13 protein-coding genes are annotated in these 13761 nt (G+C 52.4%); 5 read left to right on the top strand and 8 right to left on the bottom strand.

Translation table 11 applies throughout. The features are described from left to right. Positions 1-65: 65 nt before the first annotated feature. The 3 genes from rfaE2 to rfaE1 are packed head-to-tail and all read right to left on the bottom strand — an operon-like array spanning position 66 to position 1760. Complete coding sequence (gene rfaE2, locus AB1483_11685; GenBank protein MEW6413110.1) at positions 66-530, bottom strand: D-glycero-beta-D-manno-heptose 1-phosphate adenylyltransferase; 465 nt, start codon at positions 528-530, stop codon at positions 66-68. A 4-nt stretch (positions 531-534) separates the two neighbouring features. Further along, positions 535-729: a hypothetical protein gene (locus tag AB1483_11680; protein MEW6413109.1), complete on the bottom strand. Its 195-nt coding sequence runs from the start codon at positions 727-729 to the stop codon at positions 535-537. An 11-nt stretch (positions 730-740) separates the two neighbouring features. After that, a complete protein-coding gene (gene rfaE1, locus AB1483_11675) occupies positions 741-1760 on the bottom strand; it encodes a D-glycero-beta-D-manno-heptose-7-phosphate kinase (protein MEW6413108.1) in 1020 nt (339 codons plus the stop codon). A 140-nt stretch (positions 1761-1900) separates the two neighbouring features. Here rfaE1 and AB1483_11670 point away from each other — a divergent pair, with 140 nt between their 5' ends. From AB1483_11670 to AB1483_11655, 4 genes are all read left to right on the top strand, one after another. Next, complete coding sequence (locus AB1483_11670; protein MEW6413107.1) at positions 1901-2230, top strand: DUF3467 domain-containing protein; 330 nt, start codon at positions 1901-1903, stop codon at positions 2228-2230. Continuing rightward, on the top strand, positions 2230-3969 hold the full coding sequence (locus tag AB1483_11665) for a 1,4-alpha-glucan branching protein domain-containing protein (protein ID MEW6413106.1): 1740 nt from the start codon (positions 2230-2232) through the stop codon (positions 3967-3969). The genes AB1483_11670 and AB1483_11665 overlap by 1 nt, the downstream gene beginning before the upstream one ends. 101 nt (positions 3970-4070) lie before the next feature. Continuing rightward, entirely contained in the window at positions 4071-4292 is a 222-nt protein-coding gene (locus AB1483_11660; protein ID MEW6413105.1) for a hypothetical protein, read from the top strand. Between the two features lie 211 nt (positions 4293-4503). Further along, on the top strand, positions 4504-5721 hold the full coding sequence (locus AB1483_11655; protein ID MEW6413104.1) for a cache domain-containing protein: 1218 nt from the start codon (positions 4504-4506) through the stop codon (positions 5719-5721). Here the strand turns inward: AB1483_11655 and AB1483_11650 are convergent, their stop codons facing one another. Genes AB1483_11650 through aspS form a run of 5 tightly spaced genes read right to left on the bottom strand, consistent with a single transcriptional unit; the run spans position 5722 to position 12525 of the window. After that, positions 5722-7002 (bottom strand): hemolysin family protein, encoded by a 1281-nt coding sequence (locus tag AB1483_11650; protein ID MEW6413103.1) that lies wholly within the window; start codon positions 7000-7002, stop codon positions 5722-5724. Between the two features lie 3 nt (positions 7003-7005). After that, positions 7006-7434 (bottom strand): rRNA maturation RNase YbeY, encoded by a 429-nt coding sequence (gene ybeY / locus AB1483_11645; GenBank protein MEW6413102.1) that lies wholly within the window; start codon positions 7432-7434, stop codon positions 7006-7008. After that, positions 7431-9680 carry an HDIG domain-containing metalloprotein gene (locus tag AB1483_11640; GenBank protein ID MEW6413101.1) on the bottom strand — a complete coding sequence of 750 codons (2250 nt, stop codon included), beginning with the start codon at positions 9678-9680 and terminating at the stop codon, positions 7431-7433. Before AB1483_11640 ends, ybeY begins: the two co-directional genes overlap by 4 nt. 21 nt (positions 9681-9701) lie before the next feature. Then, positions 9702-10673, bottom strand: coding sequence for a PhoH family protein (locus tag AB1483_11635; GenBank protein ID MEW6413100.1), 972 nt, complete (start codon positions 10671-10673; stop codon positions 9702-9704). Between the two features lie 22 nt (positions 10674-10695). Next, entirely contained in the window at positions 10696-12525 is a 1830-nt protein-coding gene (gene aspS / locus AB1483_11630; GenBank protein MEW6413099.1) for an aspartate--tRNA ligase, read from the bottom strand. Between the two features lie 407 nt (positions 12526-12932). Between aspS and AB1483_11625 the strand changes: the two genes are divergently transcribed. Continuing rightward, complete coding sequence (locus AB1483_11625) at positions 12933-13706, top strand: hypothetical protein (protein ID MEW6413098.1); 774 nt, start codon at positions 12933-12935, stop codon at positions 13704-13706. The last annotated feature ends 55 nt before the right edge of the window (positions 13707-13761 follow it).

The following is a 13761-nucleotide window of genomic DNA, read 5'->3' as shown; positions in this document are numbered from 1 at the left end:
CAAAAATCAAGACCCGCCGAACACTAAGACTGATTGATTTTGAAGTTGGAAAAATGCGCTGTCGATCATTTGAGTCGATCGAGAAGCCCGCTGGTCGACCGCCCTCGGGTCAGCGTCACCCTCTTAACCTTGCCCCCATAGGACTTAACAAACTTCGCTCCGGCAATCTCTTCGATCCTGTAGTCGGCCCCCTTAACCAGAACATCGGGACGAACCGACTCAATTAGCTTGTCGGGTCGGTCTTCACCAAAAAAAACGACAAAGTCAACCGGCTTCAGAGCCAGAAGAATAATCGCCCTGTCCTTCTGAGGCTGAACCGGACGATTTTTCCCCTTGAGGCGACGCACCGACGCATCGGAGTTGAGTCCCACTATCAGTACGTCTCCGAATGATTTTGCCTTCGCCAGATACTCTACGTGGCCGCGATGAATAATATCGAAAACCCCGTTGGTGAATACGACTCTCTTGCCTGCCCTTTTGAGCTGCCGCATCAGCGCGGGTACATTTTTTCTGGGTATCAGGTTTTTCACGGGTTCATCTCAACGATGGAAGTTCACCCCAAACGCCAAGCACAAGCAAAATCACACCTCCGGCCAGCATAAACCAGCCGTCAACCGGGTGTATGCGCTGACGCTCCTTCTTTTTTCCGTAGGTCCTGCGCAGATATTCGGCTATAAGCATCAGGCCTATCGCCGCCTGGATGATACGAAAGAATGTGAATCCCTCCATAGACAACTGACTTATGTTGTGGCCTTGGTAAGATTCCCGTTGCGGATATTGTGTTCAAGCTCCGTGATAAGTTGAGGGACTGTCACCGAAGCCGTACCAACCTCGGCGACCGTTATACCGGCGCCGGCATTGGCAACAACCGCCGCCTCAACAAGGTCGGCGCCGCCACAAACGGCCGACACGAAGGTGGCAATAACCGTATCACCGGCTCCGGTCACGTCGTAGACTTTCCTCGCGAATGTCGGGATGTGCGTCGGTTCCTGCCCTGAGCGAAAAATCGACATACCATCGGCGCCGCGAGTAATCAATATCGACTTCGCTTCCAGCTTCTTCAAAAGACCGTTGCCTACCTCGAGAAGATCCTGCTCGTTGCGAATTCTCTTGCCGTAAGCAAATCCGGCCTCATGATGGTTGGGCGTTATAACCGAAACCTTGCGATAATTGTGAAAGTGCGTCTCTTTCGGGTCCACCGCTACGAAAATGCTTTTCTCTAAACAAATATCCATCACCTGCTGAAGCAGCGAAAGCGTAATCACACCCTTACCATAGTCCGATATGATAACCGCCGAGATTTCATCCACGACCGATTTAAAGCGACTGATAACCTTCCGCTCGATTTCCTTATCAAGCTCGTGAATATTCTCGCGGTCCGTACGAACCACCTGCTGGTTGTTGGCGATAACCCTGGTCTTCATGGTTGTCCGACGCGAAGGATCATTCACCACATAGTCCCCGGAAATGCGCCTCTCTTTCAACAACTGGCTGAGCTTTACCGAGGCTTCATCCTCCCCAACGGTGCCAATCAAGACGGGCTCATCACCGAGCGCCTTGATATTGGCCGCGACATTGGCCGACCCGCCGAGCAGATAACGATCCGATGTTATCTCCACCACGGGAACAGGGGCTTCCGGCGAGATGCGGCTGACTGTACCGAAAAGGTATTCGTCAAGCATCACATCTCCCAAAATCAATATCCTGGATTGTCCCATCCCCTTGGAAATCGTGGCTATTCTCTCGGTGGTTAAAGGCATATTGTGTCCATTATTTCAAATCGATAACGTTATTCAACTCGCATAAATAGTTTGACTTAAGCCAAGAATATATTAAAATGCGATGCCCTAAACAAGTCTTAACCCGACAATGACGAAAATAAAACGGAATAGGTATTAAAATGAAGCAACCGCAACATTCACAACAGATTAACATCGAACTCGGAGAAAAGGAAGCCGAGGGGATTTACGCTAACCTTGCCATGATTATGCATTCTCCGACCGAAATGATTATTGATTTCGCCCGCGTCATGCCGCGCCTGCCGAAATCGAAAGTTCTCGCTCGCATCATCATGACACCCATGCACGCAAAAATGCTCCACCAGGCTCTTGCCGAAAATATCAGGAAATTTGAGAGCGAATTCGGCGAAATAAAAATGTATGGCGCCCCGGACAAATCCTCAAAACCCATCGGCTTCCAGTCCGCAGCCGAAGAAATCGGGGAGAAATAATGTCAAAAGGATACTTCGCTTTCGTTTTGCACAGCCATTTGCCCTACGTCCTGTCACACGGACGTTGGCCTCATGGCACCGACTGGTTGTGCGAAGCGGCCGCCGAGACTTATTTGCCAATCCAGAGGATGCTTCGCGAACTCATTGAACAGGGATATCAGCCCAAACTGACTATCGGACTCTCTCCGGTTCTGTGCGAACAGCTGGCCGACAACTCCTTCAAGGAAGAGTTTATCGTATACCTCAACCAGAAAATCAAGGCTGCCGAATATGATGCCGAAGAGTTCTACAAGTACGGCCAGAAAAATATGCTCAACACCGCCCACTTGTGGGAGAAGTTTTACCGGCTCAACCTTGAGCACTTCAACAACATTGGCCAGGATATTATCTACGAGTTCCGAAAACTCCAGGATGAAGGTTTCCTCGAAATAATCACCTGCGGCGCGACGCACGGTTACTATCCCCTGCTGTCACGCGATGAATCCCTTCAGGCCCAAACCAAAATGGCGGTGAAAAATTATCGCAAGCACTTCGGGCGCAACCCCAGAGGCATCTGGCTGCCCGAGTGTGCCTATCGTCCTCGCTACGCCTGGACACCTCCGGTGCCCATCCGCGGCAGCCAGCAGCCCTATTCACGCAAGGGAGCCGACGAGTTCCTGACCGAAAATGGCCTGGACTTCTTTATCATCGATTCGGCCCTTCTCAAGGGTGGCAAGTCAATCGGCGTCTACATCGACCGCTTCGAAGCGCTCAAGCTGCTCTGGGGACAGTTCGAGAAATACTACACGCCGCGGGAAGAACAATTCGACAAGACCCCTCGCGAGGTGTATCTGATATCATCATCTCCCGAAGGCAAACAGCCGACCGCCATATTCACCCGCGATCCGGAAACCGGTCTTCTGGTCTGGTCGGGTGAACACGGATATCCGGGCGACGGCAACTATGTCGATTTTCACAAGAAGCGTTTCCCCGGCGGACATCGCTACTGGGCGGTGACATCATCCAAAGCCGACCTCGCCGACAAAGTCGAGTATAACCATCAGAGTGCTTTGGCGCGCATTCCCGAAAACGCCGCCCACTTCAGCGGCAAGGTCGAAGAAATCCTATCCGCGTATTACGAATCCGATGGCAAAGAAGGCATCCTGGTTGCCCCGTACGACGCCGAACTTTTCGGGCACTGGTGGTTCGAAGGACCGGGGTTTCTAAAACAGGTCATCAAAAACATGTGCAAGAGCGACAAAATCGAACTCACTTTCCTTTCGGAAGACCTCGAACAACGCAGGCCATCGCAAATTATCAGCATTCCCGAAGGCAGTTGGGGACAGGGTAATCATCACTATATCTGGCTGAATGAACACACGGAATGGACCTGGAAGCATATTTACGAGTGTGAAGCAAAAATGACCGAGTTGGCCCGTTGGTGGCTGGACCATCCGGACAACCATGACAACCAGCTTCAATCCGTCCTGAAACAACTTGCCCGAGAACTTATGCTTCTTTCAGCCTCTGACTGGCAGTTTTTGATTTCGACTTTCGCGGCCCGCGACTATGCCGAGCTGAGGTTGACCGAACACTACGAGGATTTCAGGCGCCTCGCGGCCATCGCCGACAAAAAGATTGCCGGTGATAAAATCGAGCCCGGCGAGTGGCAATTCTACCTCGATTGCAACAAGCGCGACTCGCTGTTCGAAGATATCGAGATAGAGTGGTTCGCCAGAGTAGAGTATCCGGCCGACTAGAATTTACGACCTCGAAGACTTTTTGAAAAAGTGATAAGGAAGGTGCCCTGCGGCACCTTTTTTATTTGATTTCACCACTGCCAACAACAGATATTCTCCTCATGACACTGACACAGAGCCTGGAAAAATGCCCCTACTGCCGGGAGACCATAGCCGCAGGGGCCACCCGATGCAAACATTGCCATGCCAGTCTCGTTGAAAACGGGAACAACGCCGCCTTTGGATCCAAATACAATACCTTCCGCACAGGATTCCTCTGCGGCATCCTTTTCACCCTCATCTTGGTCGTTCTCGGTTACCTCCACTTCAGCGCCGGCAACTAAGTGGCGTAAGGCGCAGCCGAACAAAAACTTAGCGCCGCAACAGAACGCTCAAGTTATCCGGTCTTCATGACGATAATATAATACTATGGAAGTGCTTTTATTACACACACTTCCCTCCGCGGAATCTGGCCGGGGCAGAACCACTGGGGATTGCTACACCGCGAAGTCAAGCTGAGCAAAACAGGCGTGTCCTCAATTCAACGGGGTATAGATGGGCAGCGAGAGGATAAAGCTCCGGATCCTTATTCCACTGACAATAGCCATTGTCGGCCTTCTCGGCGCATTTATTTCAGGAGCCTTTCGTCTTCTCAACAACGACCTCAATGGCGAAATCAGACACTATCTCACTTCCGTCAAGAAGGTCATCAAAAGCCGTCATCACAATGACGTCGAAGTCATGAGCGCCTCCCTGCAGTACCTTCAGGAAAATCAGACCCTGCGCAATGCCTACACGCAACGAGATCGCGGTCGGCTCGCGCAACTCATGACCATCTATTTCCATGAGTTGAAACACAACCATAATATCACTCACTTCAGTATTCACGACCCCGACGGCTCCAATTTTCTCAGACTCCACCAGCCGCACCACTTCGGTGACCGAATCCAGCGATTCACGTTTGAAAAGGCGGCTGAGTCAGGCGCTCCCTTCTTCGGCATGGAGTTGAATCCCGACGGACTCTTTATCCTTCGCATGGTGTCACCGTGGTACGTCGACGGAAAATTGCTCGCCTACCTTGAAATTGGCAAAGAACTCAAGTACATGACCCGCAGCGTTCCCGCCGAACTGGGCGTGAACGTGATCGCCTTCGTAAACAAGGCTTATGTGGACCGCCGGAAGTGGGAAGAACGCCACAAGACAGTAGACAGCAACGACACCTGGAACGATTACCGAGATTTCGTAATTATCGACAAATCCATGTCAGTCCAGCCGGCATTAATAAACGACTTTCTCTCCATTGACCACAGTCTCCACGATCAACTCCCTCTGCGCTTCACACAGAACGATCGATGCTACATGACCTCTGTGTTCCAGTTGATCGATGCGCAGAACCGTGATGTAGGCGATATGATGGTTTTTTACGATGTCACTGACCAGGTCGGCAGAGCGCACCGGCTGCTCTTTCTGATATCCACAATCTGCGTAGTGGTAGGACTTGGCCTGTTCGTATCATTCTACAAGATGCTCGACAGTCTCGAGCAAGAACTCTCTGAGTCACGCGACAGAGTTTTGCAGGAGAGCCGCAAACGACTCGAGGTGGAACAGAAACACGCCCGAGAACTGGCCAGACACGTCATCGAAGTTGAAATAGCGAAGACCAAGGCTCTTAACGCCGCCAGGGAAGCTGAAAAGGCAAAAGAAGAAGCTGAGAAAGCTCAGCTTGAACTGCAAAATAGAATTGAAAGAAACATCCCTGTCAAGGGTAGATGATCAGGTGCCGGTGGTCGGACTCTTTTTTCTCACAGTAACCTGAACGATTCTCTGCCCCTCCACTCGATCCACCTCGAACTCCAAATCGTTCCAGCGAATCCTTTGTCCCTGCGAAGGGACCGAACCGACGATATCGTATATCAACCCCCCGACAGTATCGTAATCGGCCTGCTCATATTCCGTATCCAGATAATCCTGAAGCTTTTCCATCAGAAGACCGGCGCTGACAACATAGCGGCCGTCCCCCATATCGGCGAAATCAGCGTCCTCCGAATCGTGTTCATCCTGAATCTCACCGAATATCTCTTCGATAATATCCTCGAGCGTAACCAACCCGGCAACTCCCCCGTACTCATCCGCCACCAGCGCTATGTGCTGCCGCTTATCTTTGAACTCCCTCAAAAGCTCACCGATAATTTTGGTCTCAGGAATGAAGTATGGCTTGCGAAGATACTTGCTGATATCGAACTTCTCACCCGCCTCGGGAGGATTGCTGAAAAGATCCTTAACGTAAATAAGGCCGATCATTTTGTCTATGGTGTCCTGGAAGACCGGATAACGGGAGTGTCCGTCCCTGGCGACAAGACGACGAATCTCCCTGAAACTCATCTTTTCCTCGATGCCGATAATGTCAATCCGCGGTATCATGATCTCGCGCACAACCGTTTGATCGAGAAGAAATATCTGTCCGATCATGGCCTTTTCTTCCTCATCGACAATCCGCTCTCCGATTCCGGCATGCTCGGCAACCGTTTCAATAGCTCTTTCGACGATCTCCTCTTTTTCCTCTTCGGTCACTTTTTCTTCAGATGCCCATCTCCTGGTTATCACGTGATAGAACTTCAGCATCGGCGTAAAAATCACGTACACGGCCCGTATCATCCACAGATGCCTCAGCATCCGCACGGTTATCGCCTTGCGCGAAGACTGTCTGGGGAGAATCTCCACTATCGTGACATAAAAAATCCAGACAATTGCCAGACCCACCGGATAGGCCGCAAAACGCGATATCTTGAGCGTCTCGGAAACACTTGAAAAAATCCCCAGCGAAAGAGCCGATATCACGAGCAAGGCGAACGACTTGTATGTCTCGCTGACCTGCATCAGCGACCTGGGGTCACCCGCCAGCATCGTCAGAAACGCCCGCTGAGATGGCGACGCCGATGGAAACAGGGTCTCGATCTCGTCAGGATCGATATATACCGCCGACGCGTACAGCGAGACGACATAACCCGAAACATAGGCCGCTACTATAATGAGAATGCTGATGAAATCAAACACGACCTATCTCCCTGAAAATTCCACGAAGTAATCTTCCAGCGACTTCATCTGCTCGGCATCCTTTTTCTTGACATGGTCGTATCCGAATAGATGAAGAAACCCGTGACAACTGAGCCGCACTATTTCTTCCGCCGGCGTTACGTTATTATCCCTGGCCTGCCTTGCGGCCGTCGGCGCCGACACATACACTTCGCCCAGCAGGCTCTCCTCGCAATCCGGAGTGTCGATATTGAACGATAGAACGTCCGTCGTCTTATCAATCTTTCTGAATCGCTTGTTCAACTCGCGCATCCGGTCATCGTCGATTATCACCAGATTCACGTTACCCTGCCACCCCGGCTTCTTCTCCTCGGCGCTCAGCTTGTCGAACATCTTTTCGAGCCGTTTGACCGGCAGCCTTCCCCCGGTTTCTTTGTAAATATGGAGTTTCACTCTTCGTCCGTCTTTTCCTTCTTGGGATAGACCACTCGGTGATGGAACGCGCCGATAAGCACCTGGGCGAACGCCTCCTTGATACGGGCCAGGTCGCGAAGAGTCAGCGGGCACTGGTCCAATTCTCCCGACTGAAACCGTTCGTTAATTATCCGCTGAATCAAATTGTTTATGCGAGCCGGCTTCGGATCATCCAGCGTCCTACTGGCCGCCTCAATAGCATCGGCCAGCATGGCGATACCGGTCTCCCGCGTCTGCGGCTTCGGACCGGGATAACGGAACTTATCCACCACCGCCTCATTCGCCCCCTGCTCCCTCGCCCGATTGTAGAAATAAGACTGCACCATCGTACCATGATGTTCCTCGATGAAATTCAGCACATCATCGGGTATGCCCGCTTCCTCGCCGAGCTGACGACCCATCTTCACGTGCGACGATAGAATGATCGACGACATCGATGGCGTCAGTTCGTCGTGCTTGGACTTCACACTCAACTGGTTTTCCACAAAGTATTCCGGAATTTCAATCTTGCCAATATCGTGAAAATACGCGCCTACCCTCGCCAGAAGCGGATTGGCGCCTATGGCCGTGGCCGCCGCTTCGCAGAGATTCCCGACAATTATCGAGTGATGATATGTCCCCGGAGCTTCGAGGGCCAGACGTTTGAGCAAAGGATGGTTCGGGTCCGACAACTCCAAGAGCGTGATGTCGGTCGTAAAACCGAAGAGTGACTCGAAGAAGGGAAGGATCCCGATGGCCAGAAGCGAGGTCACGATACCGTTGACCACGCCATAACCCACCTCCACAAGCAGGTCCGTGTTCGGCACCAGCTTCAGCGTCTCCACCAGCGCCGAATAGGCCGCGAAAGTAAACGCCACCGAATACATGATGCGGAAAAACTGCGTCCGCTTGCGCACCCGGCCCGAAGTAAGACTGGCCACCGTACCGACTGATATAGTCATGAAGGTCAAAGTGAAATCGAACCTGTGCATTATCCCCAGAAGCAGCGCCAGCACCACCGTCGATAAAATGCCTATCTCGGCGTCGAACAGAATTGTCACCAGAATCGGCAGAAGCGCCACGGGATACAAGTAAATCGATGCCTCGGTGAGCGTACCGATCAAGTAAATAAGAAACAACTGAAGACCGAACACCATAAACAGCGCCAGCAGCTTGGCGTTGGATTTGAAAACGTCACGTCGGAAATAATACAAAAACAGATAAAGCACCGAGAACGCGGCCAGCACCAGAAGCAGTCGAGCCAGCGCCGGAAGCACCGAGGCCGCCCAGGGCTGATCCGATTCCTGGGTGCGAAGCATCCGGGCCATTTCGCGAAGCACTCTCTCCTGACGCGCGTTGATTCGTTGACCGCTGCGCAGTATGATATCGTTCTTCTCGACAACTTCTTTAACGCGCGATATCGACGCCAGCGCTTCATCAACCCGACGGTTGTATTCGGCCATGTTGATCCGGAGGTTCGGCTGAATGAAATTCCGCCCCACCTGGAAATGATACTCCACGTCGATCGAATCCGTGACATCGATCTTGCTCAGCGCCGTCAAAAGGCGCAATATCGCATCCTCAACGCTGTACAGACGGTCGCGGGAGTACATATTCTGGCGATCGCCGCGGCGGATAACCACATTTTTGTTGCGCGATTCCGGCAGCGAGTAACCATCCGGCAACACGCCAATGCGATAGATCGTGGTATCGAAAATATTCTTCAGACGACTTGCTACCGCAGCCAGGGTGTTGCGCCTGAATGATTCCGTTATGGCCGACTCACTCATCAGCGGAAATCGCTTCGCCACTGTCTCGAGCCGGACACGCGATACCGCCGTATCGGCTCCCGACACGTTCTTCTTCAATGAATCCACCAGCCGGAAAAATCGATCCAGCCCGGTATAGGCGTTCTTGACTATGGTCGAATCGTAGTCTATCACAAAGGGAATCGCCAGCTTAGTATCCTCAATCTCGTCGCTCACCTCACGGTCGGTCTTCATGACCGTGATCTCGAACGGAGCGATAACATCCTCGAGCGCGATCTCCCCGCGGCGAGGCATATCCAGCGGATCAAACAGCGACCGACCCGGATAGATCGTCGCCACCAATAGCGACACAAGGATCAGAAGAAGAAACTTCAATGTGCGCGAATGAAATGATGATTGCGGGCGCTGACGCGTCTCACTCTGAACTTTGAGAAGCTTCTTTATGCGCCGCTTGATTTTTACTAAAAATGAAAACATAGGGCGAAATTCCCTTTCGCCTTAATCCTTTCTTCTGGATTTCTCGGACTTCTCGTATGCCTTGATAATCTTCTGAACCAGATGATGCCGGATAACGTCCTTCTCCGTCAAATAAACAAAACTTATTCCGTCGATCCCCGCAAGTATCTTCTGCACCTTAACCAGCCCCGAATTGCGGCGATCATTGAGGTCAATCTGCGTTATATCCCCGGTGATAATAGCCTTCGATTTCTCCCCGATACGCGTCAGAAACATCTTCATCTGCGGACTGGTCGTATTCTGCGCCTCATCGAGTACCACAAACGCCTCGTTGAGCGTCCGCCCTCTCATAAACGCCAGAGGAGCTATCTCGATAACGCCCAACTCAAGCAGCTTGCGAATTTTGTCCGCCTGAAGCATATCATACAAAGCATCATAGACAGGACGAAGATAAGGATCAACCTTGGCGCGAATATCCCCCGGTAAAAACCCGAGCGACTCACCGGCCTCCACCGCCGGACGCGTGAACACGATCCGGTTTACTTTCTTGGCTTTCAACTCCGCCACCGCCATCGCCACCGCCAGGTAGGTCTTGCCTGTCCCCGCCGGACCTATCGAAAAAACAATGTCGTTCTTCTCCACCGCCTCAACATACTTCGACTGCCCGATCGTCTTCGGCTTTATCACCTTCTTCAGCGAATTGGTCAGCAACTGCTCGGTGCCGATATACTCCGCCGGACCGTACCCGTTCTCCTTGACCATCCCTATCGCGTAGTGAACATATTGCTCTGTCAAGTAATCTCCCTGCTTTACCCGCGTGAGAAAATCGTTCAATAGACGAATCACCATATCTACATCGCGTTGCGACCCTTCCACCACAATCCGGTCGCCGCGCGCCACTATCTTGGCCGGGATGTGCGCTTCTATCAAGCGCAGGAACACATCGTTCTGACCGAACAACAACCGCTGGTCGATTCCCTCCACCACAAAATTCCGAACCTGTTTCTCGTTCACATCCACGCCCATATCCACCCTGTTACTCTTTGCCGGTATTCTTAAGCGACAAGCCGAGCTCTTCGAGCTGCGCGCTGTCGATTTCCGATGGCGACCCGTCCATGAGCGACATGGCATTGGTCGTCTTCGGAAACGCGATAACGTCCCTGATAGTATCCGTACCCGTCATCAGCGACACCAGCCTGTCCAATCCTGCCGCTATGCCCGCGTGAGGCGGAGCGCCATACTGAAGCGCCCTCAGAAGAAATCCGAACATCTTGTCGGCCCGCTCGGCATCGATACCGAGAATACTCAGGATCTTCTCCTGAAGTTCCCGGCGGTTGATTCGTTGTCCGCCCGACGCTATCTCCCAGCCGTTGATGACGAGATCATACTGCTGTGCCCTCGCCCTGCGCCACGGATGATTCGGATCGGAGCCATCGACCGAACTGGAGAATCCTTCCTCGATCAGCGGCAAATCCTCTTCCATCGGGTGCGACACGATATTGTGCATCGCCATAAACGTCTTCGAATCCGGATCAAATTCAAACAGCGGGAACTGCGTCACCCACAGAAGTTTCCATTTATTCGCGTCCACCAGACCGTGCGTACGTCCGAGGTGAAGACGAATCTGCCCCAGAATGCTCTCGGTCTTGTACTTTTTGTCGGAGACGATAAACAGGGCGTCGCCGGCCTCGACCGATGCCTTCTTGAGCAGCTTTTCTTTGACGGCTTCACCGATAAATTTCAAAATCGGCGACTTGTCGCCATCGGCCGCTCTCAGGATATACGCCAGTCCACCCGCTCCATGCGATTTGGCCAGTTCCGTCAACTCATCGATCTGCTTGCGTGAGTACGACCCGCCACCCTTGAGCACCACGCCTTTAACGACCCCGCCGGCCTTGACATTGTCGGCGAAAACCTTGAAATCACAATCGCGGACCTCATCGGACAGGTCAATCAATTCCATGCCGAACCGAAGGTCGGGCTTGTCTATTCCCCAGCGATTCATCACCTCTTCGTACGTGAACCTCGGGAACGGCGTCTCGATATCAACATTGAGCGTCTCTTTGTACAGATACTTCATCAAACCTTCGACCACCGCGAACACATCCTCCGGCGTGACATACGACATCTCTACGTCTATTTGCGTATGTTCCGGCTGACGGTCCGAGCGAAGGTCTTCATCGCGAAGACAACGCGCCAGTTGAAAATACTTGTCGAACCCCGACATCATCAAAATCTGCTTGAACAACTGCGGCGACTGCGGCAGAGCGTAGAACTTCCCTTTCGATACCCGGCTCGGCACCACATAATCGCGCGCTCCTTCCGGTGTCGATCTTATCAAAAGCGGCGTCTCGATTTCATAAAAGCCCTGTCCACTCAAATAATTACGCACCGCCAGGGCGATTTCGTGACGTTTACGGATTTTCTCCTGAAGCGGCTTGCGCCTCAGGTCCAGATAACGATACTCCAACCGCAATAGCTCTTTCGCGCTCGTTTCATCGGTGATCTCGAATGGCGGCGTCATTGATTCGGACAGGATATGGAACTGATCCACCCGGACCTCTATTTCGCCGGTCGCCATATTCGGATTACGACTGCCTTCAGGGCGAGGGGCCACTGTGCCGGCTGCGCTGACGACAAATTCGTGCCGCACCCGTTCGGCCTCGGCCAGCATCTTTTTATCTATTTTTTCGGGATCGATAACGATCTGTGTCAAACCGTATCTGTCGCGGAGGTCTATGAAAAGAACGCCGCCCAGATTGCGGTAGCTGTTAACCCAGCCATTGAGCTTAACCTTTCGGTCAGCATCTGAAAGCCTCAATTCACCACAGGTGTGAGTTCGCTTAAGGTCTGAATATGCTGGCACTAACTCCTCTCTAACTGTCTGCCGTTTAATTAAATATCGGCACCTGCCGGCAATAGCTAAATCGCCCCGGCAGGCCAACTTGCGGCGGAAATGTACGCTTTTCCACAATATAAGTCAAGTAGACCGATTTTTTGCCTCCTTGTCCCCTCTCCGCCTCGAAAGAACCAACTCCGGGTGCGCCATCCCGCCTTTGGCGGGACTGTGGGATCCCAACCAATAAAAAAACAAGACTATATTTGCCCGCAATAAGGTCTATCTCAAACAAATGTAGGTCGAAACCCCTGCTCGTTAGAGTCGCCGCGTAGCGGAGAGGTTTCGACAATCCGGAAACCCGACATCTTCACTGATTGACAAACGCCTCAATTTAACCGTCTTTATGGCAGATAGATTTATGCGGGAGGATAACAATGCTCCATCAGCGACTATATATTTCGATAATTCTGTGCCTGCTCTGCTTCTCTGCTGCCAAAGCCCAGCCCGGCCCGGTGCCCGACGCCGATTCGGCTATCGCGATGGCCCTCGCCTACACCGGCTTTGCAGATACCAGAGGCTTTTCGTCTGACAAAGTACTAGCTGCACAGCGCTCGCAGGTTATGCAGGATACACTATCACCCCACCTCCATCGGCTGATAAATGGCCGTGCGGCGTGGCTCGTGGAGTTTCAGGACATCAAAATGAAACGAAACAGTTCCGACACCAACTTATTCGGGCCAGACGATTGGAACAGCCAAGTCTATATAGATGCGAACACGGGCCAGTTGCTCAAAATAGTCTGTTGGAATCCTCAGACATCCGGTCCGGATGACAACCGGTGGCGCAACATTCGCTTGTGCATGCCCCTCACATACGACCCTGAACCAAGGTTATCTGCTGCCCCAACTCCGGGTACATTTAGAGATGCGCTGATATTCGAGCACAACCACTGGGTGCCGGCGCCGCAGCGAATTGAAGGTTATCTCTTGGACTTTGCGCCATTAGGTGACGATTCCAGGAGATCACCGGAAGCCACCGAGACCACGTCGCTCTGGTATATCCTCATGAAGGATGTGAACGTTCATGCCTTTCGTCCCGAGTTCGGCATCGTACCCTTGGTAGCTTTCAGGTGTTTCGATCCATTCGCGCGCACGTTAGGCCGCTGTGGCGGAGTCGCGTCTGGCAAACCAGTCGAGGAAGACGAGTAGCCCGGCAACACCCCGCACTTGACAAACCCCTCCCCGCATCCGTCTTTATGGCAGA

Source organism: Candidatus Zixiibacteriota bacterium (assembly GCA_040756055.1).
In the GTDB taxonomy this organism is placed as follows: Bacteria; Zixibacteria; MSB-5A5; order GN15; family FEB-12.
Note: the sequence above shows the minus strand (reverse complement) of the source record. Positions and strands in the feature narration are given on the sequence as shown.

Bases quoted from the DNA above. Each gene is read 5' to 3' on its own strand.
- AB1483_11680 (MEW6413109.1), bottom strand. From the start codon at position 729: ATGGAGGGATTCACATTCTTTCGTATCATCCAGGCGGCGATAGGCCTG.
- rfaE1 (MEW6413108.1), bottom strand. From the start codon at position 1,760: ATGCCTTTAACCACCGAGAGAATAGCCACGATTTCCAAGGGGATGGGA.
- AB1483_11670 (MEW6413107.1), top strand. From the start codon at position 1,901: ATGAAGCAACCGCAACATTCACAACAGATTAACATCGAACTCGGAGAA.
- AB1483_11665 (MEW6413106.1), top strand. From the start codon at position 2,230: ATGTCAAAAGGATACTTCGCTTTCGTTTTGCACAGCCATTTGCCCTAC.
- AB1483_11660 (MEW6413105.1), top strand. From the start codon at position 4,071: ATGACACTGACACAGAGCCTGGAAAAATGCCCCTACTGCCGGGAGACC.
- AB1483_11655 (MEW6413104.1), top strand. From the start codon at position 4,504: ATGGGCAGCGAGAGGATAAAGCTCCGGATCCTTATTCCACTGACAATA.
- AB1483_11640 (MEW6413101.1), bottom strand. From the start codon at position 9,680: ATGTTTTCATTTTTAGTAAAAATCAAGCGGCGCATAAAGAAGCTTCTC.
- AB1483_11625 (MEW6413098.1), top strand. From the start codon at position 12,933: ATGCTCCATCAGCGACTATATATTTCGATAATTCTGTGCCTGCTCTGC.